The organism is Pseudomonas sp. P20, from assembly GCF_016463925.1.
GTDB classification, from domain to species: Bacteria; Pseudomonadota; Gammaproteobacteria; order Pseudomonadales; family Pseudomonadaceae; genus Pseudomonas; species Pseudomonas aeruginosa.
Genome location: NZ_JAEMVM010000008.1, coordinates 268,070 through 294,328 on the forward strand (window position 1 = coordinate 268,070; position 26,259 = coordinate 294,328).

The 26,259-nt window shown below is 64.3% G+C and carries 22 protein-coding genes; 13 read left to right on the forward strand and 9 right to left on the reverse strand.

Going from position 1 to position 26,259, the window contains the following annotated elements; all coding sequences use genetic code 11:
* Positions 1-205: 205 nt before the first annotated feature.
* The 5 genes from JHD77_RS11880 to JHD77_RS11900 all read left to right on the forward strand — a co-directional run bounded on the left by JHD77_RS11880 (position 206) and on the right by JHD77_RS11900 (position 5,368).
* Positions 206-643, forward strand: coding sequence for a DUF6160 family protein (locus tag JHD77_RS11880; protein WP_003098074.1), 438 nt, complete (start codon positions 206-208; stop codon positions 641-643).
* Positions 644-721: 78 nt separating this feature from the next.
* Complete coding sequence (locus JHD77_RS11885) at positions 722-1,483, forward strand: C39 family peptidase (RefSeq protein ID WP_003098072.1); 762 nt, start codon at positions 722-724, stop codon at positions 1,481-1,483.
* Positions 1,484-1,523: 40 nt separating this feature from the next.
* Positions 1,524-2,549, forward strand: coding sequence for a transporter (locus tag JHD77_RS11890; RefSeq protein WP_003120313.1), 1,026 nt, complete (start codon positions 1,524-1,526; stop codon positions 2,547-2,549).
* 19 nt (positions 2,550-2,568) lie between these two features.
* Entirely contained in the window at positions 2,569-4,167 is a 1,599-nt protein-coding gene (locus JHD77_RS11895; protein ID WP_003132834.1) for an outer membrane protein transport protein, read from the forward strand.
* A 13-nt stretch (positions 4,168-4,180) separates the two neighbouring features.
* Positions 4,181-5,368 (forward strand): MalM family protein, encoded by a 1,188-nt coding sequence (locus JHD77_RS11900; RefSeq protein WP_003122846.1) that lies wholly within the window; start codon positions 4,181-4,183, stop codon positions 5,366-5,368.
* A gap of 56 nt (positions 5,369-5,424) precedes the next feature.
* Here the strand turns inward: JHD77_RS11900 and JHD77_RS11905 are convergent, their stop codons facing one another.
* The 4 genes from JHD77_RS11905 to ppsR form a co-directional block, all read right to left on the reverse strand.
* A complete protein-coding gene (locus JHD77_RS11905) occupies positions 5,425-6,408 on the reverse strand; it encodes an alpha-L-glutamate ligase-like protein (protein ID WP_023088387.1) in 984 nt (327 codons plus the stop codon).
* A 3-nt stretch (positions 6,409-6,411) separates the two neighbouring features.
* Positions 6,412-7,938: an osmotic stress tolerance membrane protein RloB gene (gene rloB, locus JHD77_RS11910; protein WP_003087809.1), complete on the reverse strand. Its 1,527-nt coding sequence runs from the start codon at positions 7,936-7,938 to the stop codon at positions 6,412-6,414.
* 5 nt (positions 7,939-7,943) lie between these two features.
* Positions 7,944-8,483, reverse strand: coding sequence for a retropepsin-like aspartic peptidase RloA (gene rloA, locus JHD77_RS11915; protein ID WP_003087811.1), 540 nt, complete (start codon positions 8,481-8,483; stop codon positions 7,944-7,946).
* A 290-nt stretch (positions 8,484-8,773) separates the two neighbouring features.
* The gene (ppsR, locus tag JHD77_RS11920; protein ID WP_023120703.1) at positions 8,774-9,592 is read right to left on the reverse strand and encodes a posphoenolpyruvate synthetase regulatory kinase/phosphorylase PpsR; all 819 of its coding nucleotides are present in this window, start codon (positions 9,590-9,592) and stop codon (positions 8,774-8,776) included.
* Between the two features lie 171 nt (positions 9,593-9,763).
* On the opposite strand from ppsR, the gene ppsA reads away from it, so the two are divergent.
* The 8 genes from ppsA (at position 9,764) to oprF (ending at position 17,953) form a co-directional block, all read left to right on the forward strand.
* Positions 9,764-12,139, forward strand: a complete 2,376-nt coding sequence (ppsA, locus tag JHD77_RS11925; RefSeq protein WP_003098065.1) for a phosphoenolpyruvate synthase — start codon at positions 9,764-9,766, stop codon at positions 12,137-12,139.
* A 69-nt stretch (positions 12,140-12,208) separates the two neighbouring features.
* A complete protein-coding gene (locus tag JHD77_RS11930; RefSeq protein WP_003120309.1) occupies positions 12,209-13,219 on the forward strand; it encodes an alpha/beta fold hydrolase in 1,011 nt (336 codons plus the stop codon).
* 106 nt (positions 13,220-13,325) lie between these two features.
* Complete coding sequence (gene rraA / locus JHD77_RS11935; RefSeq protein WP_003087823.1) at positions 13,326-13,814, forward strand: ribonuclease E activity regulator RraA; 489 nt, start codon at positions 13,326-13,328, stop codon at positions 13,812-13,814.
* Between the two features lie 187 nt (positions 13,815-14,001).
* On the forward strand, positions 14,002-15,000 hold the full coding sequence (locus JHD77_RS11940) for a zinc transporter ZntB (RefSeq protein ID WP_003098062.1): 999 nt from the start codon (positions 14,002-14,004) through the stop codon (positions 14,998-15,000).
* Between the two features lie 48 nt (positions 15,001-15,048).
* Complete coding sequence (locus JHD77_RS11945) at positions 15,049-15,303, forward strand: hypothetical protein (protein ID WP_003122844.1); 255 nt, start codon at positions 15,049-15,051, stop codon at positions 15,301-15,303.
* Positions 15,304-15,305: 2 nt separating this feature from the next.
* Positions 15,306-16,130, forward strand: coding sequence for a mechanosensitive ion channel family protein (locus JHD77_RS11950; RefSeq protein WP_003087830.1), 825 nt, complete (start codon positions 15,306-15,308; stop codon positions 16,128-16,130).
* A 71-nt stretch (positions 16,131-16,201) separates the two neighbouring features.
* A complete protein-coding gene (gene sigX, locus JHD77_RS11955) occupies positions 16,202-16,792 on the forward strand; it encodes an RNA polymerase sigma factor SigX (protein ID WP_003098059.1) in 591 nt (196 codons plus the stop codon).
* Positions 16,793-16,900: 108 nt separating this feature from the next.
* A complete protein-coding gene (gene oprF, locus JHD77_RS11960; protein WP_003087843.1) occupies positions 16,901-17,953 on the forward strand; it encodes an outer membrane porin OprF in 1,053 nt (350 codons plus the stop codon).
* Positions 17,954-18,021: 68 nt separating this feature from the next.
* On the opposite strand, the gene cobA is transcribed toward oprF, so the two are convergent.
* The 5 genes from cobA to JHD77_RS11985 form a co-directional block, all read right to left on the reverse strand.
* Complete coding sequence (gene cobA, locus JHD77_RS11965) at positions 18,022-18,759, reverse strand: uroporphyrinogen-III C-methyltransferase (RefSeq protein WP_003087845.1); 738 nt, start codon at positions 18,757-18,759, stop codon at positions 18,022-18,024.
* A gap of 11 nt (positions 18,760-18,770) precedes the next feature.
* Positions 18,771-21,497: a nitrate reductase gene (locus JHD77_RS11970; RefSeq protein ID WP_031756922.1), complete on the reverse strand. Its 2,727-nt coding sequence runs from the start codon at positions 21,495-21,497 to the stop codon at positions 18,771-18,773.
* 26 nt (positions 21,498-21,523) lie between these two features.
* Positions 21,524-21,850: a nitrite reductase small subunit NirD gene (gene nirD / locus JHD77_RS11975; protein WP_003139953.1), complete on the reverse strand. Its 327-nt coding sequence runs from the start codon at positions 21,848-21,850 to the stop codon at positions 21,524-21,526.
* Between the two features lie 52 nt (positions 21,851-21,902).
* On the reverse strand, positions 21,903-24,353 hold the full coding sequence (nirB, locus tag JHD77_RS11980) for a nitrite reductase large subunit NirB (RefSeq protein ID WP_003098052.1): 2,451 nt from the start codon (positions 24,351-24,353) through the stop codon (positions 21,903-21,905).
* A gap of 267 nt (positions 24,354-24,620) precedes the next feature.
* Entirely contained in the window at positions 24,621-26,216 is a 1,596-nt protein-coding gene (locus tag JHD77_RS11985) for a bifunctional protein-serine/threonine kinase/phosphatase (protein WP_004342954.1), read from the reverse strand.
* Positions 26,217-26,259: the final 43 nt, after the last annotated feature.

Genomic DNA, 26,259 nt, shown 5'->3' on the forward strand with positions numbered 1-26,259 from the left:
TGGATGGGCTGGCGGCGGAAGGGGTGGCCCAGTAGCTTGGAATCCAGGACGAGAGAGCATGAGGCTCTACCGAATCCATGTCCGGGACACCTAGGGAAGCAGTACCGGACCTGGAGACCGGCGAGATGCCGGTCGATCTGCCGGGGACAGGATGCAAACGGCAGTGCCCTGGGGCAAACCACACCTGAACACTGGAGAAATAACAATGAAAAAGCACCTGTTCCTTGCAACTGCTGTTCTGGCTGCTCCCTTGCTGGCGCATGCCGACCTGAAAGCCATGGACGATGGCGCGCTGTCCGACGTGACCGGCCAGGCAGGCATCAGCATTTCCGGTACTTTCCAGGGCTCCGTCGGGGCCGTGACCTACACCGATACCGACACCAACGGCGGCTCCCTGCGGCTGGAGAACATCAGCCTGCCGGCGCTGACCATCGACGATACCAAGCCGCTGACCATCGACGTCGTCACCACCGATATCGGCGGCAAGTCGACCCAGCAACTGGCCATTGGCCTGCCGGCCATCACCGGCGACGTGACCGTTGGCGCCATCAAGGTGGGCGACACCAGCGCCGCCAGCATCGGCTCGCTGACCGTCTCCGGGCTGAACATGGCCGGTTCCACCATCAAGGTCTGGGGTCACTGATCCAGGAACCGAGTCGAGACGCGAAGACCTCGCCGAGGCATCGGCGGGGTCTTTCTCCGAAAGAGGTACGACGGGGCGATGTTCGAGATTTTGCTGGGAAGTCTGATCGGGCTGTTCGGGTTCACCCAGACGGTCGATACCAAGCCGCAACCGCAGGGCACGGTCAACCTCAGCCAGCCTCTGACCCCCAATGGACCCTACCGCGAATCGGTGCAGCTGGAGCCGATGAGCCAGTTGCAGTTCCGCAACGTCATCCGCCAGGCCTATGACTACAGCTGCGGCTCGGCGGCGCTTACCACGCTGCTGGACTACTACCTCGGGCGCAACCTCGAGGAACGCCAGGTCATGGAAGGGCTGCTGCGCTATGGCGAGGCCGATAAGATCGTGCAGCGCCGCGGTTTCTCGCTGCTCGACATGAAGCGCTACGCCGCTGCGCTGGGCTACAAGAGCGGTGGTTTTCGCGCCGAGTTCAGCGACCTGGACGCTCTCGAGCATCCGGCGCTGGTCCCCATCCACTATGCCGGCTTCAAGCATTTCGTGGTGGTGCGCGATGTCTACAACGATCACGTCTTCGTCGCCGATCCGGCCTTGGGCAACATCAGCTTCACCCGGACGCGCTTCGAGGAAATCTGGGACCAGAACGTCCTGTTCGTGATCTTCCCGAGTGGGCAGGAGCCCCGCAACGCGCTGGCGCTGAACGATCGCGACATGCGCCTGGTGGACGACCGCACCGTCAGCCTGCTGGCGTTCCGCGAGTTTCCGCAGATCAACAAGATCACTGAAAACCAGGTCCGTGAGCTGGGCACTGGTGGCGACGTCATACACCTGCGCACCAAGTAGCAGATACCCAAAAACAAGAACAATCTCTGGGGATAGCGCCATGAGAATCAGGGGGTACACATGCGCGGCGGCGCTGATGCTGTCTATCAGCGGTTTGTCCGTTGCCGAGGAAGCCTCGGTCGACCAGGCCCGTGACGCGCTGGCCAAGAAGAATGACGATGCCGACAGCGCCAAGGCGCTGGAGGAGGTCTTCCAGGCCGCCGAGAAGAGCTACACCTTGCTCAAGAAGGGCGAGCGGACCCTGACCTACGGTTTCGACTACGCGCTGGTGCGCGACCAGCGGCTGACCCTGGTGCCGCTGACCAAGACCAGCGGCGGCACGCAGATCTACGGCCTCGCCGGCCGGCAGAGCCAGTCCCAGCACACCTTCACCAACTCCTTCACCTTCGACTACGGGATCTGGGACAACCTCACCTTCAGTTTCCGCCTGCCGCTGGTAGCCAAGTACGACACCGAGATGGATACCCACGCCTACAGCCTCGGCGACGTTTCCGCGACCTTGCGCTGGCAGCCCTGGGCGGCGGTGCGCGGGCGGCCGGTCACCACGCTGTATACCACCATCGGCCTGCCGACCGGCGACAGTCCCTACAAGACCAACCTGGACAAGGACATCTCCACCGGCAACGGCTACTACAGCCTGGGCTTCGGCGCGAACATGTCCTATGTGATCGACCCGGTGGTCCTCTACGGCTCGCTCGGCTACACCTGGAACCTGCCGGTGGACGACGTGCACCAGACCCTGGCCGACAACTCCCAGCTGGAGAAGGTCTCGCCCGGCAACACGATCAACTTCAACATGGGCATGGCCTACGCGCTGTCCTACGACGTCTCGCTGGCGACCTCGTACCAGATGGCCTACACGCTGAAGAACCGCTACCACACCACTGCCGGTACGTTCGAGTCGTCCGAACAGACCAGTAGCATCATGAACTTCTCGCTCGGCTTGCGGACGTCACCGGACTACATCGTCAACGTCAACGCCGGTTTCGGCCTCACGGAAGACTCGCCGGATGTACTGCTGGGGTTATCCGTACCCCTCGATATCAAAGGGCTGAAGGCCCAGTAACCCGCGAGCGAGGCCTGTTATGAAGATGCGCATTGCGCCGCTCTGGCTGGCGCTGGCAGGGGTGTGCCTGGCCTGGATTCCGCCGGCCGGCGCGCAGATGGCCAACGACCTGACCATCGGCAACCCGAAAGCCATGGCCCTCGGCAACGCCGTGACCGCCGACGAGACCGGCATCGATTCGGTGCACTACAACCCGGCGGCGCTGACCAAGATGAAGGGCCGCCAGGCGACCGTGAAGCTGCTCACCGGGGTAATGGACATCCGCGCCGGCTTCAAGGCGCCGCCGAACTACGGCGAAGGCACCTTCGGCCTGCGCGACGACCCGGTCGCCAACAGCCACAGCCGGACCCTGACCCCGACCATGTACCTGCCCGGCCTCGGCGGCATGACCGACGTGCCGTTGCTGGTGGCGCCGCTGGCCGGGATCTCGATCAACCCGCCGGGCTCCAAGTTCACCTTCGCCACCAACGTCTACACCCCGCAAGCGCTGGGCTACAGCCGCGATTCCGATAGCGATCCGGCGCGCTACCAGGGACGCGAGGTGTCGTTGCAGCGGCTCACCTACTTCTCGCCGACCCTGGCCTACCAGGTCAACGACGAGCTGTCGGTCGGCCTGTCGGTGGGTTTCTCCCACCAGGCAGTAGCGTTGAACGAGGATTTCCGGGCGCCGAACCAGTTGCTCGGGCTGTTGCAGCAGACCAAGGAGATCGGTTGCCTGCCGGGAATGCAGGAGATCCTCGAGGTGTTCTTCAACGTCTGCGGCGGCAACATCGGTCCGTTCCAGAACCTGGCCAATATCGACCTGGACATGCAGCAGTCGCTGTCGCCCAGCTTCAACCTCGGCGTGCTCTGGGAGCCCACCGACTGGTTCGCCTGGGGCGCGACCTATCAGAGCGAGTCGCGGATGAGGCTCAAGGGCAAGTACCGGGTCGACTACGGCCAGGGCTGGCAGGGTTTCTGGACCGGGGTGCACAAGTCGCTCGGCGGTGCGATCCTCGGCCAGATGTTCCCTTACGGGAACGTCGATGAAGAGCATGGCAACGCCACGATGAACATGGTCTATCCGGATGCCTTCTCCACCGGCGTGAAGCTGCGCCCGTTCAAGAAGTGGCAATTCAACTTCGACCTGAAATGGAACGGCTACAGCGACTGGAACGAGTTCAAGATCGAGTTCGACCGCGAGCTTGACCTGCTGCGCATCGCCAAGTACCTCGACTCGAAGGACGCCACCAGCCACAGCATCACCCTCGACCGCGGCTACCGCGATACCTGGAGCTGGGCCATGGGCGTGCAGTACGACGTCAACGACCGTTTGCAGCTGCGCGCCGGCTACGAATACCGGCCTTCGGCGATCCCCAAGGGCCAGGCGGACATCCTGGTGCCGATCGGCGATGCCAATCTCTACGGCCTGGGGCTGGGCTACCAGTGGGACAAGGACACGGTGATCGATGTCGGTTTCAACTACTTCGTCACCAAGCAGAGCGTCAAGGCCGATACCAGCTGCAACCTGAACTGCACCGGGCTCGACAACCTGGTGTACAACCCCTACGCGGGACTGGACGTGGACACCACGGTGAAAGCCTATATTTTCGCCATGACCTACCGTACGACCTTCTGAGGGCTGGAGCATGATGCGCGCATCCATCGTACTTTGCGTCTTCTCCCTGGCGCTGCCGGCATCTTCGCCGGGCTGGGCCTCCGGCGGGCGCTACCTGACCTGGGTGGACGACAATGGCGGGGTGCACAACACCTTCGTCGACGGCCAGTTCGACCGCCAGCAGCGCCAGGCGCGACAGCGCATCGGCCAGAGCGACCAGGCGCGGGTGCTGAACAAGGCGGACAACGCCACGCAGTGGCCGGGGAACAGCAGCGGAGGGGAGAGCAAGCGTCGCTACTACACCTGGATCGATGCCAACGGCAACGTGCAGAACAGCTTCTATGCCGGCGCCCAGGTCGCCGGCCAGCGCGCCGACTACGTCCTGCCCAACGGCGAGCACTCCGCCGAATACATCGACGCCGAGGCCTTCGAGGGCAAGGGTTTCGTTCGCAGCGAGAACGGCAGTCCCTACTACACCTGGGTGGACGAGAAGGGCCGCATGCACAACTCGCAGATCCCGCCCGAGGAGCGCGCGGCGCGCTTCAAGCGGGAGGCCGCGCCTTCGTCGCAGATCGCCTTCACCGAGGGCCGGCAGATCGAGTTCAAGCAGCGTCCGGCGGCGTTGCCCGGCCTGGATGGCGCCGGCCAGCAGAGCGATGCGCTGAAGGCTTTGCTCAAGGGCACCGAGATGACCATCGACGATCTCTACCAGGACCTGCAACGGCGCTGCTGCGAGCAGATCGCCGAGAGCGACTTCACCGAACTGGATGCCGACGAACCGCGCTACGAGGAGTTGAACCGCTTCTCGCCGAGCTTCGACTTTCCCATGGGCAGGAGCTTCTACGCGGCGATCCGGCTGCCGCGCTCCCAGGGGGTCTACGGCCTGCGCATCCGCAGTTTCGCCAATCGCCAGGTGGTCTACCCGTCGCTGCTGTTCCTCGACGAGCACAAGCGGCCGACCCGGCTGGTCAGCGACGCGGTGTACAAGCTGAACCCGGAAACCTGGTATCGCTACGCTTTCATCGAGGGTACGGTGCCGGTGCGGGCCAATCGCGGCGAGCGCTACGTGCTGCTGCTGACCACCGACGAGGACCGCTCGCTGCAAACCCTCGACAACAAGCCGTTCAAGCGTCCGCTACAGGGCCTGGCGGTGAACGAGGCGGGTATGCAGGTGCATGAGCACGCCCGGCAGGGCGGCTTCGAGCTGGCCGTGGTGCGTTGAAATCCGAGACATGAAAAAGCCCGGCCGGAGCCGGGCTTCTTCATATCGGAAGCACGTCAGCCCTGTTGCTGCTGGACGTGGCCGAACAGTTGCTGGGAGAAGCGTACGCGCTCTTCCGCGGACTCTTCGATGCCTTTCGCCTTGAGTTCTTCCAGTCGCGCCTCGACGGCGTGGCAGCGGTGCACCAGGCCGCTGTCGTTGGCGATCTGGATGTTCAGGCCCGGGCGGGCGTTGAGTTCTAGGATCAGCGGGCCTTTCTCCTGGTCGAGAACCATGTCCACGCCGATGTAGCCGAGGCCCGACAACTCGTAGCAACCGGCCGCCAGCTTCATGAAGCCGTCCCAGTTCGGCAGTTGCACACCGTCCACCGCGTTGGTGGTGTCCGGGTGCTTGGCGATCTTGTTGTTCAGCCAGGTGCCGCGCAGGGTGACGCCGGTGGCCAGGTCGACGCCCACGCCGATGGCGCCCTGGTGCAGGTTGGCCTTGCCGCCCGACTGCCGGGTCGGCAGGCGCAGCATGGCCATCACCGGGTAGCCCATCAGCACGATGATGCGGATGTCCGGCACACCTTCGTAGCTGATGCTCTTGAAGATCTGGTCGGGGGTCACCCGGTACTCGATCAGTACGCGGTCGCGATGACCGCCGAGGGAGTAGAGGCCGGAGAGGATGCTCGAGATGTGGTGCTCGATCTCCTCGTGGCTGACGATCTTCCCCGACACGGTCTTGTAGCGGCCCTCGAAGCGGTCGGCGATCACCATGATGCCGTCGCCGCCGGCGCCCTGCGCCGGCTTGATGACGAAATCGTTGTGCTCGCCGATGATCTCGTTGAGCTTGTCGATGCCTTTCTCGGTCTCGATGATGCCGTACATCTCCGGCACGTGGATGCCGGCCTCGAGCGCGCGTTCCTTGGTGATGATCTTGTCGTCCACCACCGGATACAGGTGCCGCTTGTTGTACTTCAGGACGTAATCGGCATTGCGTCGGTTGATGCCCATCACGCCTTTTGTGGTCAGGTCTTTCCAGGTCTTCCAGATCGACATGGTTCAGTCCTTGAGCAGGGCCTTGAAGCGGAACAGCTCGGTCAGGCGGTAGCCGCGGTAGCGGCCCATGGCGAGCATGAAGGCGACCAGGATCAGCAGCACGGCCGGGAAGGTGAAGATGAAGTACACCAGTTCCGGGATGCGCATGAGGATGTGCGCCAGCGATGCCGCGAAAAGGGTGCCGATGGCCACCTTCATCGCATGGCCACCGCCGCGCTCTTCCCAGGTGATCGACAGGCGTTCGATGGTCATGGTCAGGATCACCATCGGGAACAGGGCGATCGACAGGCCGCTCTCGAAGCCGAGCTTGTGGCTGAACAGGCTGATCACCGCGATCATCACCACCACGAAGGTCAGCACCACCGAGAGGCGCGGCAGCATCTGCAGCTTCAGGTGCTCGAGATAGGAGCGCAGCGACAGGCCCAGGGCGGTGATCACGGTGAACAGGGCGATACCCCATTGCAGGCCGGTCTCGCGGAAGGCCAGGGCGATCAGCACCGGGGTGAAGGTGCCGAGGGTCTGCAGGCCGATCAGGTTGCGCAGGATCAGGATCACCAGCACGCCGATCGGGATCATGATCATGATCTGGAAGGTCTGCTGGGTGGACAGCGGCAGGCCGTACAGGGAGTACTCGAGGAAGGCCGCCTCGGTGTTCTCGTCGGACAGCTTGGCCAGGCGGATGGCGTTCATCTCGCTGCTGTTCAGGCTGAAGCTGACCTGGGCCTTCTTGCCGCCGTCGATGGTCATCAGCGGCTCATCGCCAAGCCACCAGATCAGGCGATCGGAGGGCAGGCCCTGTTCGCCGGTGACCACGTTGAAATACAGCCAGTTCTCGCCGTTGAAGCTGCGCAGCCACAGTTCCGGGCTCTGTTGCAGGTCGGCGACCAGGCGGATGGTATGGACCCGCTCCATCGGCACGTGGGCGATGGACAGCAGGGTTTCGACGATATGCGCTTTCTTTTCCAGGCTGGTGTCGCCGGCCATCAGCAGCTTGACGTTGTCGTCGTTGCCGTTGTTGGCGCGCTTGATGGCTTCGCTGACGAAGGTCTCGACGTCGGCCGAGTGCTGGCGAATGGGGGCCAGCAGGGCTTCTGCGGCGATCTTCTCCGGGCCTTCCAGGGGCAGGCTGTCGCGGAAGATCGGGCCTTTCTCCTTGGTCTTCTCGCCGGTGTAGCGCTTGGTCAGCACCAGGCGGTAGTACAGGGTCTGCTTGCCGTTGGCGCGGCGGGCGGACCAGGTCACCTTGCGATTGCCGTCGGCGCGATTGATGCTGACGCCGTAATTGTTGGAGACGAAGCTTTCGTTGAGGCTGACGTAGTCCTGGCTCAACGGCGGAACGAACATCTGCACCTTGACCGGGGTTTTCGGCGTGGCGACGAAGTCGACCTTGGCATCGATGTTCCAGAGGTCATCGGTTTCGGCTTCGGTAACGGGAATACCCTGGACGAAAATCTGATAGGCGGTGATCGCCACACCCAGGGTCAGCAGGATGGCGATCAGGACTTTCAGATGCAGGTTGAGAGAGCGCATGTCGTTTACTCAGCAGGTTTTGCATCAGGTTTGCAGCCGGGTTTCCCGGCCGAGTATTTCAAACTCGGATCGACCAGTGCGTCGAATTTCTTCAAGGCCTCCGAGCCGATCAAAAGCGGGTATTGGAATGCACTTCGGTCGGTCAGGTTCACTTCGATGGTGCGAATCGCCTTGCCCATGCAGACCTGCAGCTCGATCACCGGACGGGCGGTATAGGCCTTGCCCTCGTCGGGGTTGAAGTCGCCGTGGCGGCGCTTGATCTTGCTGATCCGCGCCAGGGGCTTCTCGATCGGGGTGTCGTCGGCGTTGTCGGTGGCCAGGTAGAAGCGCACCCAGGTTTCGCCGTCGCGCTTGAAACGCTTGATGTCGCGGGCGCTGAGGGAGGCGGTCTTGGCGCCGGTGTCGAGCTTGGCGGCCAGCTGGATGTCCGGGTCGTTGATGCGCGCGTATTCGTTCAGGCCGTAGACCGTCTTTTCGGCGGCTACGCTCAGGCCTGGTACGGCGATGAATAGGCAGAGCAGGGGAGCTAAGGGCTTGAGTTTCATAAGTCCTGGTTGGTGTCGCGTTCGGCGGGTCGATCTTGCGATCGCTGTCCAGTCCGTGACGGAAAACCCTGCGTCATCGACCTGCGCTCGGCAGGCCGGGCATGCCGGGCGCCCCGCCAGGCGCATGCGGGCCGCATTCTATCACGCGGTTTTTCGGCAGCGACAGCCGCTTATACCACTTGGTCGGGGTTTTGCCCCTGGGATGAAACGAAATTCCATCCTGGGGCTCGAAGCGTTACCGGAAGCGGGCAAGGGACCTTGGCGGTGCCGAGCCGCTGGCCCCGGAGCGGTTATTTGAAGCGCCGTTCCACGCCTTTTTCGACGAGGATCTTTGCGGAAATCTCCTCCACCGAGAAATGCGTGGAGTTGATGTAGGCGATGTTTTCGCGGCGGAACAGGCTTTCGACCTCGCGTACCTCGAATTCGCACTGGGCGAAGCTGGCGTAGCGACTGTTGGGCTTGCGCTCGTTGCGGATCGCGGTGAGGCGATCGGGGTCGATGGTCAGGCCGAACAGCTTGTGCTTGTACTGCTTGAGGGCGTTCGGCAGTTGCAGGCGCTCCATGTCCTCTTCCGTCAACGGGTAGTTGGCGGCGCGGATGCCATACTGCAGGGCCATGTACAGGCAGGTGGGCGTCTTGCCGCAGCGCGAGACGCCGACCAGGATCAGGTCGGCCTTGTCGTAGTAGTGGGTGCGGGCGCCGTCGTCGTTGTCGAGGGCGAAGTTCACCGCCTCGATGCGATCCATGTAGTGGGAGTTGTGGCCGATGGAGTGGGACTTGCCGACCGAATAGGACGAGTCGGCCGAAAGCTCCTGTTCCAGAGGCGAAAGAAAGGTGGCGAAGATATCGATCATGAAACCGTTGGATTGCGCCAGGACCGCCCGGATGTCGCGGTTCACGATGGTATCGAAGATGATCGGGCGGGCCCCGTCCGACTCGGCAGCATTATTGATTTGCTGTACCATGGCGCGCGCTTTTTCTTCGGTATCGATGTACGGTCTCGTCAGTTTGACGAAGCTGATGTTCTCGAACTGTGCCAGAAGGCTTTGGCCCAGGGTTTCGGCGGTGATACCGGTGCCGTCCGAGATGAAGAATGCGGTTCGTTTCATTTGCACCGAAAGCCTTAAGGTAGGAACGATTCTTGGCTATGATAGGCCGCGCGTTGTCAGAGGCCTTTCTGTCGCAGCATTGTCACTTATTTCTAAGGGCCAGGCCAGAATCCAGCGGAGCTGCTCCTGGCCCCGCTTGAGCTTTTCCAATTCAATAGTGGAGAGATCACCTTGGTAGAGTACGTAGTTTCCCTCGATAAGCTCGGCGTCCATGATGTAGAGCATGTGGGGGGCAAGAACGCATCCCTCGGCGAGATGATCAGCAACCTGGCCGGTGCCGGCGTTTCCGTACCCGGCGGATTTGCCACCACCGCCCAGGCCTACCGTGACTTCCTCGAGCAGAGTGGCCTCAACGACCGTATCCACGCGGCCCTGGACGCCCTGGACGTCGACGACGTCAACGCCCTGGCCAAGACCGGCGCGCAGATCCGCCAGTGGGTGATGGAAGCCGAGTTCCCGGCCCGTCTCGACAGCGAGATCCGCCAGGCCTTCGCCGCCCTGGCCAACGGCAACGACAACCTCGCCGTGGCAGTGCGTTCCTCCGCTACCGCCGAAGACCTTCCGGACGCCTCGTTCGCCGGCCAGCAGGAAACCTTCCTCAATATCCGCGGCGTGGACAATGTGATCCGCGCAGCAAAAGAGGTCTTCGCCTCCCTGTTCAACGACCGCGCCATCGCCTACCGCGTGCACCAGGGCTTCGATCACAAGCTGGTCGCCTTGTCCGCCGGCGTGCAGCGCATGGTCCGCTCGGAAACCGGCACCGCCGGGGTGATGTTCACCCTGGACACCGAATCCGGCTTCCGCGACGTGGTCTTCATCACCGGTGCCTACGGCCTGGGCGAGACCGTGGTTCAGGGCGCGGTGAACCCCGACGAGTTCTACGTCCACAAGCCGACCCTGGAAGCCGGGCGTCCGGCCATCCTGCGCCGCAACCTGGGTAGCAAGGCGATCAAGATGATCTACGGCGACGAAGCCAAGGCCGGTCGCTCGGTCAAGGTAGTGGACGTCGATCGCGCCGATCGCGCCCGCTTCGCCCTGAGCGACGCCGAGGTCACCGAGCTGGCCAAGCAGGCCATGATCATCGAGAAGCACTATGGCCGCCCGATGGACATCGAATGGGCCAAGGACGGTGACGACGGCAAGCTGTACATCGTCCAGGCACGCCCGGAAACCGTGAAGAGCCGCGCCAGCGCCACGGTCATGGAGCGCTACCTGCTGAAAGAGAAGGGGACCGTCCTGGTGGAAGGACGTGCCATCGGCCAGCGCATCGGTGCCGGTCCGGTCAAGGTGATCAACGACGTGTCGGAAATGGACAAGGTCCAACCGGGTGACGTCCTGGTCTCCGACATGACCGACCCGGACTGGGAGCCGGTGATGAAGCGCGCCAGCGCCATCGTCACCAACCGCGGCGGGCGTACCTGCCACGCGGCGATCATCGCTCGCGAACTGGGCATCCCGGCGGTGGTCGGTTGCGGCAACGCCACCCAGATCCTGCAGGATGGGCAGGGGGTGACCGTTTCCTGTGCCGAAGGCGATACCGGCTTCATCTTCGAAGGCGAACTCGGTTTCGATGTGCGCAAGAACTCGGTCGACGCCATGCCCGACCTTCCGTTCAAGATCATGATGAACGTCGGCAATCCCGATCGCGCTTTCGATTTCGCCCAGTTGCCGAACGAAGGCGTGGGCCTGGCCCGCCTCGAATTCATCATCAACCGCATGATCGGCGTGCACCCCAAGGCGTTGCTGAACTTCGCCGGCCTGCCGGCGGACATCAAGGAAAGCGTGGAGAAGCGCATCGCCGGCTATCCCGATCCGGTCGGCTTCTACGTCGAGAAGCTGGTGGAGGGCATCAGCACCCTGGCCGCGGCGTTCTGGCCGAAGAAGGTCATCGTGCGCCTGTCCGACTTCAAGTCCAATGAGTACGCCAACCTGATCGGCGGCAAGCTCTACGAGCCGGAAGAAGAGAATCCGATGCTCGGCTTCCGTGGTGCCTCGCGCTACATCAGCGAGTCGTTCCGCGACTGCTTCGAGCTGGAGTGCCGTGCGCTGAAGAAGGTCCGCAACGAAATGGGCCTGACCAACGTCGAGATCATGGTGCCCTTCGTGCGCACCCTGGGCGAGGCGAGCCAGGTGGTCGAGCTGCTGGCCGGGAACGGCCTGAAGCGCGGCGAGAACGGCCTTAAGGTCATCATGATGTGCGAACTGCCGTCGAACGCCCTGCTGGCCGACGAGTTCCTCGAGTTCTTCGATGGCTTCTCCATCGGTTCCAACGACCTGACCCAGCTGACCCTGGGCCTGGATCGCGATTCCGGCATCGTTGCCCACCTGTTCGACGAGCGCAATCCGGCGGTGAAGAAGCTGCTGGCCAACGCCATCGCTGCCTGCAACAAGGCCGGCAAGTACATCGGCATCTGCGGCCAGGGTCCGTCGGACCACCCGGACCTGGCCCGCTGGCTGATGGAGCAGGGCATCGAGAGCGTCTCGCTGAACCCCGACTCGGTGCTGGATACCTGGTTCTTCCTTGCCGAGGGGCAAGACCAGGCCTGATCGGTCCTCGCTGTATCCGGAAAGGGCGGGTAACACCGCCCTTTTTCGTGCCTCCTGTACAAGACAAGCATGCAAAGCAGTAGTCGCCTCTTTCCTGTCGCCCTGGTCAGCGCCGAGTTGCGCGCCGACCTTACCGAAGACATCTATCGCCTGAAGCCCGGCAACAGCCCCGATGCCAGCGTCGAGCTGGTCGTAACCCGGCTTGGACAGCAGGCCGCCGGCGAGCGGCGCGGACCGCCTGTGATCCTCCTGCACGGGAGTTTTTCCAACCGCCGCTTCTGGTACTCGCCGCGTGCGCTCGGACTAGGTCCTTACCTGGCGCGGGCGGGGTTCGATGTCTGGCTGCCGGAAATGCGCGGCCATGGCCTGTCGATTCGCAACGATGGTTACCGGGACAACCGGGTCGCCGACTACGCGCGCTACGACCTGCCGGCGCTGGCCTCCTTCATCCACGAGCAGTGCGGGCAGCCGGCGCACTGGATTGGCCACTCCCTCGGTGGGGTGGTGCTGGCGGCGGGACTGGGCGGGGGTTACCTGGATCAGGCGCGGATCGCTTCCGTGGCGTTGTTCGGTAGCCAGGTCAGCACCGCGCACTGGCTGTTCAGGTTGCCCATGGCAGGCATCCTCGCGCGCCTGCTGCTGCGCCGCGTCGATGCGCTGTCCGGAAGCCGTTGGCGGCAGGGGCCGGAAGACGAGCCGGTCGGCCTGGCGCTGGAGGTCCTGCGTTGGCATGGGCTGTTCGGCCGCTTCGGCGAGCCGGGCAACGACTGGTGGAAGGGGCTCGCCGCAGTCGACGTACCGCTATTGGCGGTCGCCGGGGCTGGGGACCGGCAGGACCCGTCCTGGGCCTGTCGCAAGTTGTTCGAGCAGTTCGCCTCGTCCGAGCGCGAATACCTGTTGCTCGGACGCGAGGCTGGCTACGCCGAGGACTACGGGCATATCGAGATGCTGATCGGCAAGGCGGCCCAGCTAGAGGTCTGGCCCTTGGTGGAGCGCTGGCTGCGCCAGCGATCGCCGGCGGGCGACGAATCCGCGTGGAGCGAGGCGCTAGACGTATCGGAAGCCGGAATCAGCGGCTAAGATGTGACGCAAATGGCGGCTCCGGTCACGCCGGCGCCGCCGGGGCGGGCGGCCGATGTTCCTCCGGAGCTGCCCGAGCCGATCCCTTCACCCACAGGAGCTTCCCATGCATTACGTCACTCCCGATCTGTGCGATGCCTATCCTGAGCTGGTCCAGGTCGTCGAACCCATGTTCAGCAACTTCGGCGGCCGCGACTCCTTCGGCGGCGAGATCGTCACCATCAAGTGCTTCGAAGACAACTCGTTGGTCAAGGAGCAGGTCGACAAGGACGGCAAGGGCAAGGTCCTGGTCGTCGATGGCGGTGGTTCGCTGCGCCGCGCCCTGCTGGGCGACATGCTGGCCGAGAAAGCGGCGAAGAACGGCTGGGAAGGGATCGTCGTATATGGCTGCATCCGTGACGTCGACGTGATCGCCCAGACCGACCTTGGCGTCCAGGCCCTGGCCAGTCATCCGCTGAAGACCGACAAGCGCGGCATCGGCGATCTGAACGTCGCCGTGACCTTCGGCGGCGTCACCTTCCGCCCCGGCGAGTTCGTGTATGCCGACAACAACGGCATCATCGTTTCTCCGCAGGCCTTGAAGATGCCCGAATAGGGCTTTTTAACAGCCGTTCCGGCCCCGGTGACGCAGGCAGCGTCCCGGGGCTTTTTGCTGGAATGAACCCAGGGTGCGCATACGGGTCTCAGGACTGGCTTTAAGGTTGTGCCGCAAGTCCATGAATTGACTGGTACCGGACTTGTGTTTTTACTGTCGAAATGGTCGTTTTACCAAGGGAAGCGCAATGCAAGCGTACGAGTCGGGTGACGAGCGCGGCCTGATCTATGGCTACGTCCTCAACGGGCGCGGCGGCGGACGCCGTGTCGGACGCAACCAGATAGCGGTGCTCGACCTGCTGCCGGAGGAAAGTCTTTGGCTGCACTGGGACCGCGGCGTACCGGAGGCACAGGCCTGGCTGCGGGATTCCGCGGGGCTCAGCGAGTTCGCCTGCGATCTGCTGCTGGAGGAGGCGACCCGCCCCCGTTTGCTCGATCTCGGGGCCGAAAGCCTGCTGGTGTTCCTCCGTGGAGTGAACCTGAATCCGGGCGCGGAGCCGGAAGACATGGTTTCGCTGCGGGTATTCGCCGACGCGCGCCGGGTGATCTCGCTGCGCCTGCGGCCGCTGAAGGCGGTGGCCGATCTGCTCGAGGACCTGGAGGCGGGGAAAGGGCCGAAGACAGCATCCGAGGTCGTGTACTACCTCGCGCACTACCTGACCGATCGCGTCGACACGCTGATCAGCGGGATAGCCGACCAGCTCGATGCTGTCGAGGAGCTGGTCGAGGCGGACGAGCGTGCCAGTCCCGACCAGCACCAGTTGCGTACCCTGCGCCGCCGGTCGGCGGGGTTGCGGCGCTACCTGGCGCCGCAGCGGGACATCTACTCGCAACTGGCGCGCTACAAGCTGTCCTGGTTCGTCGAGGACGACGCCGATTACTGGAACGAGCTGAACAACCGGCTGACGCGGAATCTCGAAGAACTCGAGTTGATACGGGAGCGCATCAGCGTCCTGCAGGAAGCCGAGTCGCGGCGAATCACCGAACGGATGAACCGCACCATGTATCTCCTTGGTATAATCACCGGCTTTTTCCTGCCGATGAGCTTCGTCACCGGCCTGCTGGGAATCAATGTCGGCGGCATTCCGGGGGCGGATGCACCGCATGGGTTCTGGCTGGCCTGCCTGCTGATCGGCGGGGTCGCCACCTTCCAGTGGTGGGTATTTCGTCGGCTGCGCTGGCTCTGACGTGACCTGGGGTGAGGAGAGGGCGTCACTCCCTCGTACAGACATGAGGTGTGCATGCACGATCCGTTCGAAGAGTCCCTGCGGGACCTGCTCAAGGCTTCGGCTCCCCAGCCGGACGACGACGCGCGTCTGGGACGGGTGCTGAAGACCGCCAATCGCCAGGTTGGCGCCGGTGACCTGTTCAGCCTCATGGGGCACTGGCTGCAGGCGCTGATGATCGGCATCAACAACGGTTCGCCGCATCTGGCGCCGGTTTCCCGTATTTCCGCGAAAAACGCATCTTCTGCTGACAAGGCTGAGTGAACATGCAATTCGATATCTGGACCCAGAGCTTGCTGACCGCGATGAACACCCTGTGGGGCAAGCTGGCAGGCTTCATTCCCAACCTGCTCGGCGCCCTGGTGGTCGTTCTGCTCGGCTTCGTCATCGCCAAGCTGCTCGATGCGCTGCTTTCCAAGCTGCTGGCCAAGCTGGGCCTGGACCGGCTGATGGGTGGCACCGGCCTGACCAAGCTGCTGGCCCGGGTCGGCATCCAGGTTCCGGTCTCGACGCTGGTCGGCAAGATCGTCTACTGGTTCGTGCTGCTCGTCTTCCTCGTATCCGCCGCCGAGTCGCTCGGCCTGCAGCGGGTATCCGCCACGCTGGACGTCCTCGCCCTGTACCTGCCCAAGGTGTTCGGCGCGGCCCTGGTGCTGATCGTCGGCGTGCTCCTGGCGCAACTGGTGAACAGCGTCGTGCGCGGCGCGGCGGACGGCGTCGGCCTCGAATACGCGAACGGCCTGGGGCGGATCGCCCAGTGGCTGGTCATCATCATCAGCATCTCGGTGGCGGTGGGGCAGCTCGAGGTCAAGACCGACCTGCTCAACTACATCATCGCCATCGTCCTGATCACCGTCGGCCTGGCCGCTGCGCTGGCCCTGGGCCTGGGCAGCCGCGAGGTCGCCGGGCAGATCATTGCAGGAATCTACGTCCGCGAGCTGTATCAGGTCGGACAACAGGTGAAAGTGGGTGACGTTGAAGGCACTATTGAAGAGATAGGTACGGTCAAGACCATCCTGCTGACGGAAGAGGGAGAGCTTGTGTCGCTGGCCAACCGTCTACTGCTCGATCAGCGAGTTACCAGCCGCTGATCCGGGAGAGATAATGGACGTGGCTGCTCTGCAGGGCGGCCCGGCTTACGATATGACTGGCCTGATCTCACTTGAATAAGCCTCACCCCCTGTCACAGCGGTATGACCCCCGCCAGCTTTCCGATGAAGAGCTGGTCGAGCGTGCGCACTCGGAGCTGTTCCACGTGACGCGCGCCTATGAAGAATTGATGCGGCGTTACCAGCGCACGCTGTTCAACGTCTGTGCCCGCTACCTGGGCAACGACCGCGACGCGGACGACGTGTGCCAGGAGGTGATGCTGAAAGTTTTGTACGGGTTGAAGAACTTTGAGGGCAAGTCGAAGTTCAAAACATGGCTATATAGCATCACGTACAACGAGTGCATCACGCAGTACCGCAAGGAGCGCCGCAAGCGCCGATTGATGGATGCGCTCAGCCTCGACCCGCTGGAGGAGGCTTCCGAGGAGAAGTCGCCGAAGGTTGAGGAGCGGGGCGGATTGGATCGTTGGCTCGTCCATGTCAATCCGATAGATCGGGAGATTCTGGTTCTTCGCTTCGTCGCGGAACTGGAGTTTCAGGAGATAGCGGATATCATGCACATGGGTCTGAGTGCGACGAAAATGCGCTACAAGCGGGCACTGGACCGCCTGCGCGAAAAGTTTTCAGATGCGACCGAAACATAGTTGGGTAAATATTGTCTCTCTATGCGGGAAGTTCTGATAAACTTGCCACCCAAGTTGTGCGGCTGATTGTTGGACAACTAACTGACCATCAAGATGGGGATTTAACGGATGAAACTGAAGAACACCTTAGGCGTTGTCATCGGCTCGCTGGTTGCCGCTTCGGCAATGAACGCCTTTGCCCAGGGCCAGAACTCGGTAGAGATCGAAGCCTTCGGCAAGCGCTACTTCACCGACAGCGTTCGCAACATGAAGAACGCGGACCTGTACGGCGGCTCGATCGGTTACTTCCTGACCGACGACGTCGAGCTGGCGCTGTCCTACGGTGAGTACCATGACGTTCGTGGCACCTACGAAACCGGCAACAAGAAGGTCCACGGCAACCTGACCTCTCTGGACGCCATCTACCACTTCGGTACCCCGGGCGTAGGTCTGCGTCCGTACGTGTCGGCTGGTCTGGCTCACCAGAACATCACCAACATCAACAGCGACAGCCAAGGCCGTCAGCAGATGACCATGGCCAACATCGGCGCTGGTCTGAAGTACTACTTCACCGAGAACTTCTTCGCCAAGGCCAGCCTCGACGGCCAGTATGGTCTGGAGAAGCGTGACAACGGTCACCAGGGCGAGTGGATGGCTGGCCTGGGCGTCGGCTTCAACTTCGGTGGTTCGAAAGCCGCTCCGGCTCCGGAACCGGTTGCCGACGTTTGCTCCGACTCCGACAACGACGGCGTTTGCGACAACGTCGACAAGTGCCCGGATACCCCGGCCAACGTCACCGTTGACGCCAACGGCTGCCCGGCTGTCGCCGAAGTCGTACGCGTACAGCTGGACGTGAAGTTCGACTTCGACAAGTCCAAGGTCAAAGAGAACAGCTACGCTGACATCAAGAACCTGGCTGACTTCATGAAGCAGTACCCGTCCACTTCCACCACCGTTGAAGGTCACACCGACTCCGTCGGCACCGACGCTTACAACCAGAAGCTGTCCGAGCGTCGTGCCAACGCCGTTCGTGACGTACTGGTCAACGAGTACGGTGTAGAAGGTGGTCGCGTGAACGCTGTTGGTTACGGCGAGTCCCGCCCGGTTGCCGACAACGCCACCGCTGAAGGCCGCGCTATCAACCGTCGCGTTGAAGCCGAAGTAGAAGCTGAAGCCAAGTAATCGGCTGAGCCTCTGAGGAAAAACCCGGCCCAGGCCGGGTTTTTCTTTGCCTGGAAAAAGACCGCTCGTCAGGCGCTCAGGGAAATCGGTTGCGACACGATGTCGCGGGTTACTTCGCCGATCACCAGGATCGCCGGGCTTTTCAAGGCGAAACGTCCGGCGTCCCGCAGTAGCTCGCCGAGGTTGCTGCGGCATTCGCGCTGGTTGCCCAGGGTGGCGTTCTCGATCATCGCCAGCGGCGTATCCTCGGCCATGCCTCCAGCCAGCAGCCCGGCCTGGATCTCCGCGAGTCGGGCGACGCCCATGTAGACCACCAGCGTGGTACCGCTGCGTGCCAGGGCTTCCCAGGCCAGCGGGCTGTCGTCCTGGGTATGCGCGGTCACCAGGGTCACGCCGCGGCTGATGCCGCGGTAGGTCAGCGGTATACCGCAGGCAGTGGCGCCAGCCAGCCCGGCGGTGATGCCGTTCACTATCTCGCTGTCTATCCCGTGCCGGGCCAGCCATTCGGCTTCTTCGCCGGCGCGGCCGAAGATGCATGGATCGCCGCCTTTCAGGCGCACCACGCTGCGTCCCTGGCGGGCATGCCGCAGCATCAGGCGCTGGATGAAGTCCTGCGGTGTGGAGCGGCAGCCGCCGCGTTTGCCGACCCGGACCAGCCGGGCGGACGGACAGTGCTCCAGTATGCTCGGGTTGACCAGATCGTCGACCATCACCACATCCGCGTCCTGCAGGGCGCGAACTGCCTTCAGGGTCAACAGTTCCGGATCGCCGGGACCCGCACCCACCAGCCAGACCTTACCGCTCATCGTCGTTCTCCTCAGGCATTCGCCGCCATGGGCCGGGGGGCCGCCAGCAGTCTCTTGATTTCCGGTACGCAGGAGCCGCAGCCGGTGCCGCAGCCGAACTCGCGCTTCAATCCGTCCAGGTCCAATCCGCGGGCGATGCCGCCGAGCACCGTGTGCTGGCTGACGTTCTGGCAACTGCACAGGGTCTTGCCGCCCGCACCCTGGCTGGGGCGTCCCGGTGCCGCGCCGAGTGGCGCGAGCAGCCAGCGGCGTAGCTCGCTATCGGCCCGGCCGGTAAGCCAGAGTTCTTTCAACCAGTCGCGGGCGAGGGTTTCGCCGGCGAGCCGGACGGCGACGATGCGCCCGTCTTCGAGGCGCACGCGCTTGCCGATGGCGCGCCGTGGGTCGTCGTAGGCGAGGATCGGTCCGTCGAGCAATTCGAGTTGGCGATCTATCCGCTCCAGCAGGTCTGCGCCAGGTGCCTCATGGTGTGCGGCGCTGACCAGCAGGGCGGGGCGCTCGCGTCCGGCGAGACTGAAGCTGGCGTGGTCGAAGACTTCGCACAGCGCACGGAGGGCCTCGAAACGCGCCTGGATATCGGTTTCCACCAGCGCGAACAGGCGCCAGGGCAGTTCGACGGATTCGACCTGAACCCCGGCGTGCTTGAGTTCGGGTTGTTTCGACAGGGGGTCGAACGCCGGCAGGGTCAGGACATTGCAGCCCAGGCCCTTGAGGAAGCGATCGCCCCAGTGCATCGGCAGGAAGGCCTGGCCGGGGCGCACCGAGTCGTCTGCACTCACTGGCAGGATCAGGGCGCCACGCCGGCTCTTCAGGCGCACGAGCTGCCCGTCCCGCAGTTGGCGGCGGCGCAGTTCCTCGGGATGCAGGTGCACCAGGGCCTCCTCTTCATGGCCGAACAGGCGTGCGCAGGTGCCGGTCCGGCTCATGCCGTGCCACTGGTCGCGCAAGCGTCCGGTATTGAGGGTCAGCGGGTAGCGCGCGTCACGTTTTTCCTGGGCGGCGCGGTAGGGTTCGGCGACCAGTTGCGCGCGTCCCGAGGCGGTAGGGAAGCGGCCGTCTGCATAGAGCCGTGCGGTGCCTTGCTCCGCGCCAGTGGGAAATGGCCATTGCTGCGGCCCCAGGCGGTCGAGCAGTGCGTAGCTGAGGCCGGAAAGATCAAGGTCGCGGCCGGCGGTAAGCAGCTTGTATTCGTCGAACAGGCTGCGGCTGTCGGCAAAGGCGAACAGGCCGGGTTTAGCGGGACGCAGGTGCCCTTCCAGGCGGCGCGCGAAGTCGCAGACGATGTTCCAGTCCTGGCGCGCTTCACCGGGGGGCGGAACGGCCCGACGGACATGACTGATCCGCCGTTCCGAATTGGTCACGGAGCCTTCCTTTTCTCCCCAGGATGCGGCTGGAAGCAAAAGGTCGGCGTATTGGCAGGTTTCCGTGCCGGCGAAGGCTTCCTGGACCACCACGAAGGGACAGCGGGCAAGGGCCTCGTGGATCTTGCGCTGGTCCGGCAGCGATTGCGCGGGGTTGGTACAGGCGATCCAGAGCGCCTTGATCCGGCCGTCGTGGACCGCATCGAACAGCTCGATGGCGCTGAGACCGGGGGACGTGGGCAACTGTTCCACACCCCAGTAGTGCGCCACTTCGGCGCGATGGCCGGGATCGGCGGCTTCGCGGTGGCCGGGCAGCAGATTGGCCAGGCTGCCGGTCTCGCGACCGCCCATGGCGTTCGGCTGGCCGGTGAGGGAAAACGGCCCGCATCCGGCGCGGCCGATCTTGCCGGTGGCCAGGTGCAGGTTGATCAGCGCGCTGTTCTTGGCGCTGCCGGCGCTGGACTGGTTGAGCCCCATGCACCAGAGCGAAAGGAAGCGCGGCGAACGGCCGATCCATTCGGCGCAGCGCTGCAGGTCGGCGCGGTCGATGCCGCAGATGTCGGCGACGGCGGCGGGGGTGTAGTCGCGCACCAGTTCCTTCAGGTCGGCGAAACCTTCGGTATGCTCGGCGATGAACGAACGGTCGATCCAGTCCTCCCAGAGCAGGATATGCAGGATGCCGTGGAACAGTGCGACGTCGGTGCCGGGCAGCAGCGCCAGGTGCAGGTCGGCCAGCTCGCAGGTGTCGGTGCACCGCGGGTCGATCACGACGATGCGCATCTCCGGCCGAGCGGCCTTGGCGGCCTCCAGGCGTCGGAACAGGACCGGGTGGGCGAAGGCCATGTTGCTGCCGGCGATCAGCACGCAGTCGGCGCAGTCGAGGTCTTCGTAGCTGCAGGGCGGTGCGTCGGCGCCCAGGCTGCGCTTGTAGCCGACTACCGCCGAGGACATGCACAGACGCGAATTGCTGTCGATGTTGTTGGTGCCGACCAGGGCCCGCGCCAGCTTGTTGAAGGCGTAGTAGTCCTCGGTCAGCAACTGGCCGGATATATAGAAGGCCACGCTGTCCGGCCCGTGTTCGCGAATGGTCTCGGCGAAACGCCCGGCGGCATGTTCCAGGGCACTCTCCCAGTCGCTGCGAGCCCGCGCCAGTTGCTTGCCTAGGCGCAGTTGGGGGTACAGCGCGCGGGCCTGGAGGTCGCCGGTCAGGTGCAGGCTGGCGCCTTTGCTGCAGAGTCTGCCGAAGTTGGCCGGGTGCCGCGGATCGCCTTGCACGCCGAGGATGCGTTCGCCGTCGTGTTCGATCAGGACGCCACAACCCACGCCGCAGTAGCAGCAGGTCGAAGCGGTGGTGCGCAGCGGGGAATCTGTCGACATGCTCGGCTCCTGTTATCGGCGAGAGATCAGGCGCACAGCGCCACGCTGTCCAGGCCGAGCAGCACCCGTCCGTTCTCCACCCGCACCGGGTGGCGATGGGCGCAGCCCTGGTCCGGGGCCACGGCTTCGCCGCTCTCCAGCTCGATCTGCCAGTTGTGCAACGGACAGGCCACTCGCTTGCCGTAGATCAGGCCCTGGGACAGCGGGCCGCCCTTGTGCGGGCAGCGGTCATCGAGGGCGAAGACCTGGTCGTCGGAGGCGCGGAAGATGGCGATGTCGCCTTTCGGGCCGGCGACCACGCGCGAGCCCAGCGGGTTGATTTCATCGAGGGCGCAGATATCCAGCCAGTTCATCGGTTCACTCCGGTAGGGGGAGGGCCGCCGTGGGACGGCCCGGACAAGGGATTCAGACGTTTTCCAGTTGCTTGAGCGGAATCCGTTCGAACTCCTTCTTCAATTGCGGCTGTTCGATGCGCTGCTTCCATGGGTCCTGCTCGAAGGACAGGGCGAATTGCAGGCGGTCGTTGAGCGCCTTGCGGTTTTCCGCGTCCTCGACCACCGCCTTGCGGATGTGCTCCATGCCGACCCGCTGCAGGTAATGCACCGTGCGCTCCAGGTAGAAGGCTTCCTCGCGGTAGAGCTGGAGGAAGGCGCCGTTGTATTCGCGCACTTCTTCGGCGGTCTTGAGCTTGACGAAGAACTCCGCGACCTCGGTCTTGATCCCGCCGTTGCCGCCGATGTACATCTCCCAGCCGGAGTCCACGCCGATGATGCCGACGTCCTTGATCCCGGCCTCGGCGCAGTTGCGCGGGCAGCCGGAGACCGCCAGCTTGACCTTGTGCGGCGACCACATGTTGAACAGGTCGTGTTCCAGATCGATGCCCAGCTGCGTCGAGTTCTGCGTGCCGAAGCGGCAGAATTCGCTGCCGACGCAGGTCTTCACGGTGCGGATGGATTTGCCGTAGGCATGTCCGGAGGGCATGTCGAGGTCTTTCCAGATGGCCGGCAGGTCGTCCTTCTTCACCCCCAGCAGGTCGATGCGCTGGCCGCCGGTGACCTTGACCATCGGCACCTGGTACTTGTCGGCGACGTCGGCGATGCGCCGCAACTCGGCGGCGTTGGTCACGCCGCCCCACATCCGCGGTACCACCGAGTAGGTGCCGTCCTTCTGGATGTTGGCGTGGGCGCGTTCGTTGATCAGGCGCGACTGCGGATCGTCCTTGGCTTCTCCCGGCCAGGTCGAGATCAGGTAGTAGTTCAGGGCCGGGCGGCAGGTGGCACAGCCGTTCGGGGTCTTCCAGTCCATGAAGCGCATGGCGGCGTCGAGACTGGTCAGCCGGTGTTCGCGAATGGCCTTGCGGATCTGCCCGTGGTTGAGGTCGCTGCAGCCGCAGATGGCCTTCTCGCTCTTCGGCTTGACGTCGGCGGCGCCGCCGACGGTGCTGATCAGGATCTGTTCCACCAATCCCGCGCAGGAGCCACAGGAGCTGGCGGCCTTGGTGTGTTTCTTGACTTCGTCGACGCTGAACAGGCCGTGTTCTTGTATGGCCTTGACGATGGTGCCCTTGCAGACGCCGTTGCAGCCGCATACTTCGGCTGTGTCGGGCATGCTCGCGGCGCTGTTCTGGCCCTGGTGGCCGACATCGCCGAGGGCGTTCTCGCCGAACATCAGGTGGTCGCGGATCTGCGCGACGTTGTGGTTCTCGCGGATCTGCCGGAAGTACCAGCCGCCGTCGGCGGTGTCGCCGTAGAGACAGGCGCCGACCAGTACATCGTCCTTGATCACCAGCTTCTTGTAGACGCCGCCGATGGGGTCGGAAAGGGTGATGGTCTCGCTGCCTTCGCCGCCGATGAAGTCGCCGGCGGAGAACAGGTCGATACCGGTCACCTTGAGCTTGGTCGAGGTCACCGAGCCCTGGTAGCGGGCGTAGCCGAGATGAGCCAGGTGGTTGGCGCAGACCTTGGCCTGCTCGAACAGCGGCGCAACCAGGCCGTAGGCGATGCCACGGTGGTTGGCGCATTCGCCGACCGCATAGATGCGTGGGTCGTAGGTCTGCAGGGTGTCGTTGACCAGGATGCCGCGGTTGCAGGGGATGCCCGCGCTTTCGGCCAGCTCGGTATTGGGGCGGATGCCGGCGGCCATTACCACCAGGTCGGCGGGAATCACGTCGCCGTCGTTGAACTGCACGGCACAGACCCGGCCGCTGCCGTTGTCCATCAGTTCCTGGGTCTGGGTGTTCAGGCGGAAGCGGATGCCGCGGGCTTCCAGCGCGCCTTGCAGGAGTTTGCCGGCGGTGCGGTCCAGTTGGCGTTCCAGCAGCCAGTCGGAGAGGTGCACGACGGTCACGTCCATGCCGCGTTGCTTGAGGCCGTTGGCCGCCTCCAGGCCGAGCAGGCCGCCGCCGATCACCACCGCGTGGCTGTGGGTCCGGGCGCAGTCGATCATGGCCTGGGTGTCGGCGATGTCGCGGTAGCCGATCACGCCCTGCAGGCGATTGCCGGGTATCGGTAGGATGAAGGGGACCGAGCCGGTGGCCAGCAGCAGGCGGTCGTACTCGGCCTCGCTGCCGTCCGCGGCGACCACCCTGCGGCGGACCCGGTCGATCTGCACCACCTTGCGGTCGAGGAGGAGCTTGATGCCGTTTTCCGCATACCAGTTGAGGTCGTTGAGGACGATTTCCTCGAAGGTCTGCTCGCCGGCCAGCACCGGGGACAGCAGGATGCGGTTGTAGTTGGGATGGGGCTCGGCGCCGAACACCGTGATGTCGTAGAAGTCCGAGTTGAGCTTGAGCAGTTCTTCCAGGGTACGGACCCCGGCCATGCCGTTGCCGACCATCACCAGCTTGATCTTCTTCATGCGGAGGAGCTCCTGCATAAGGTTGGCGCAAACAAAAAAGGCGTCCCGCTGTTGCCAGCAGGACGCCTTTGTCCAGGTCCCGTTCGGTCGGGAAACGCCGCCTCGTCGTTGAGGCAGGCGCTTTGTTGTCGATTGTCGGGAGAACCCAAGCAGGCGCCGTGCCAACTTGCGCTATTGCCTATCTCCATGGCCTTGCAGGGATAACGCGGGGCCTCACCGCGGTCTTTCTGCTCCGTGCCGGGGCGTATCGCACCGGGCTGGTGCCACTCAGCCCTTCAGCCAGACCAGGAGTAGCGCCAGGTTGGCGGCCAGGGACAGCAGGGCGATGGCGCGCCAGGTCTGCAGCGGTTCGCGCTCCAGCAATGGGCGGGTTGCCGCGGCCGGCAACGCTTCTCCCTGTTGCAGCGAGAGCAGCCATTCCTCGGCGGTCTCGAAGCGCTGTGCGGGGTCGCAGGCGACGGCGCGCAGCAGCAGGTCGTCGATCCAGGCCGGCAGGTCGGGGCGATAGCGGCTGGGCGGGACGGGGCGACCGAAGCGCGGGTGCTGGAAGGCTTCGATCTCGCCATAGGGATAGCGCCCGGTCAGCGCCTGGTAGAGGCAGACGCCGGTGGCGTAGAGATCCTGGCGCACCGAGGGCGAGGTGCCGGAGAAGCACTCCGGCGCCAGGTAGCTGGGCGTACCCGGTAGCAGATGGGGGTCTTCGCGCGACAATCCCGGACACCAGGCCAGACCGAAATCCAGCAGGCGCAGCTCGCCGTCGCGGCCGAGGTGGAGATTTTCCGGCTTGAGGTCGCGGTGCAGCAGGTTGCGTCTATGCAACTGGCCAAGCCCGCGCAGCAGCTGGTTGGCCAGCCCCAGCCACTCCGGCAGCGACAGCGGACCATGGTTGCGCAAGCGCTCGGCGAGAGTCTCTCCGGGGTGCTCGCGCATCAGGTAATACAGATGCTGGCGTTGCGCCAATCCGTGCAGCTCGGGGAAATGCCGGCCCTGGACGCGGCGCAGGAACCATTCCTCGAGCAGCAGGGCCTGGGTTGCCAGCGGATCGTCGGCACGTGCGGCGGGAAGGGTCTTCAGCAGCCAGGGTTGGCCCTGGCCATCCTCGACCCGGTAGAGCAGGGACTGGCGGGATTCGCCGAGCAACTGCCGGACCCGCCAGCCTTCGAAGAGCTGGTCGGGCTTCAGCGGTGGCGGCAGTGGCCAGTGGCCCAGTTGCGCGAGGGCGTCGCCGAGGCTGCCTGCGGGCACGGCTTCCACGCGCACCAGCAGGGCGCTGGCGTTGTCCTGGCTGCCTGCCAGGTGGGCGGCGCGAACCAGAGCCTCGGCGCTGCGCTGCGGCTCTTCGGCGTTGCGCAGGATGCTGCGGATGCCGCTGTCGCCCAGCGTCGCCCAGACGCCGTCGCTGACCAGTAGCCACTGGCTGCCGGGCTCCAGATCGCCTTCCAGATAGTCGACCACCAGATGCTGGTCCAGTCCCAGGGCGCGGGTCAGCACGTGTTGCATGTGCGGCTGTTCCCAGACGTGGTCGCTGGTCTGCCGGAGCAACTCGCCGTCGCGCCACAGGTAGGCCCGGCAATCGCCGACGTGGGCCAGGGTGTAGCGGGTGCCGCGCAGCACCAGGGCGGTGAGGGTGGTGAGCAGCGGCTGGCCGCCGCCGTTGGCCTGTAGCCAGCGGTTCTGCGCCAGCAGCAGGCGGTCCAGGGACTGCACGATGGCCCAGGTTTCCGGAGTCGCATAGTAATCCAGGGCCAGCGCTTGCAGGCTGCTGCGCGCCGCCAGGCCGCCATCGGCGCACTGGCTGACACCGTCGGCGATGGCCAGCAGGTGTCCCTTGCTGGCGGCCAGGGCCGGCGCCGGGGTGACCACCCGCAGCGCGTCCTGGTTTTCCGTGCGAGGCCCGCAGGCGCTG

Coding starts and splice junctions, on each gene's coding strand:
- JHD77_RS11880 (WP_003098074.1), top strand. CDS start 206: ATGAAAAAGCACCTGTTCCTTGCAACTGCTGTTCTGGCTGCTCCCTTG.
- JHD77_RS11885 (WP_003098072.1), top strand. CDS start 722: ATGTTCGAGATTTTGCTGGGAAGTCTGATCGGGCTGTTCGGGTTCACC.
- JHD77_RS11890 (WP_003120313.1), top strand. CDS start 1,524: ATGAGAATCAGGGGGTACACATGCGCGGCGGCGCTGATGCTGTCTATC.
- JHD77_RS11895 (WP_003132834.1), top strand. CDS start 2,569: ATGAAGATGCGCATTGCGCCGCTCTGGCTGGCGCTGGCAGGGGTGTGC.
- JHD77_RS11900 (WP_003122846.1), top strand. CDS start 4,181: ATGCGCGCATCCATCGTACTTTGCGTCTTCTCCCTGGCGCTGCCGGCA.
- JHD77_RS11905 (WP_023088387.1), bottom strand. CDS start 6,408: ATGTCGATCTGGAAGACCTGGAAAGACCTGACCACAAAAGGCGTGATG.
- rloB (WP_003087809.1), bottom strand. CDS start 7,938: ATGCGCTCTCTCAACCTGCATCTGAAAGTCCTGATCGCCATCCTGCTG.
- rloA (WP_003087811.1), bottom strand. CDS start 8,483: ATGAAACTCAAGCCCTTAGCTCCCCTGCTCTGCCTATTCATCGCCGTA.
- ppsR (WP_023120703.1), bottom strand. CDS start 9,592: ATGAAACGAACCGCATTCTTCATCTCGGACGGCACCGGTATCACCGCC.
- JHD77_RS11930 (WP_003120309.1), top strand. CDS start 12,209: ATGCAAAGCAGTAGTCGCCTCTTTCCTGTCGCCCTGGTCAGCGCCGAG.
- rraA (WP_003087823.1), top strand. CDS start 13,326: ATGCATTACGTCACTCCCGATCTGTGCGATGCCTATCCTGAGCTGGTC.
- JHD77_RS11940 (WP_003098062.1), top strand. CDS start 14,002: ATGCAAGCGTACGAGTCGGGTGACGAGCGCGGCCTGATCTATGGCTAC.
- JHD77_RS11950 (WP_003087830.1), top strand. CDS start 15,306: ATGCAATTCGATATCTGGACCCAGAGCTTGCTGACCGCGATGAACACC.
- oprF (WP_003087843.1), top strand. CDS start 16,901: ATGAAACTGAAGAACACCTTAGGCGTTGTCATCGGCTCGCTGGTTGCC.
- cobA (WP_003087845.1), bottom strand. CDS start 18,759: ATGAGCGGTAAGGTCTGGCTGGTGGGTGCGGGTCCCGGCGATCCGGAA.
- JHD77_RS11970 (WP_031756922.1), bottom strand. CDS start 21,497: ATGTCGACAGATTCCCCGCTGCGCACCACCGCTTCGACCTGCTGCTAC.
- nirD (WP_003139953.1), bottom strand. CDS start 21,850: ATGAACTGGCTGGATATCTGCGCCCTCGATGAAATCAACCCGCTGGGC.
- nirB (WP_003098052.1), bottom strand. CDS start 24,353: ATGAAGAAGATCAAGCTGGTGATGGTCGGCAACGGCATGGCCGGGGTC.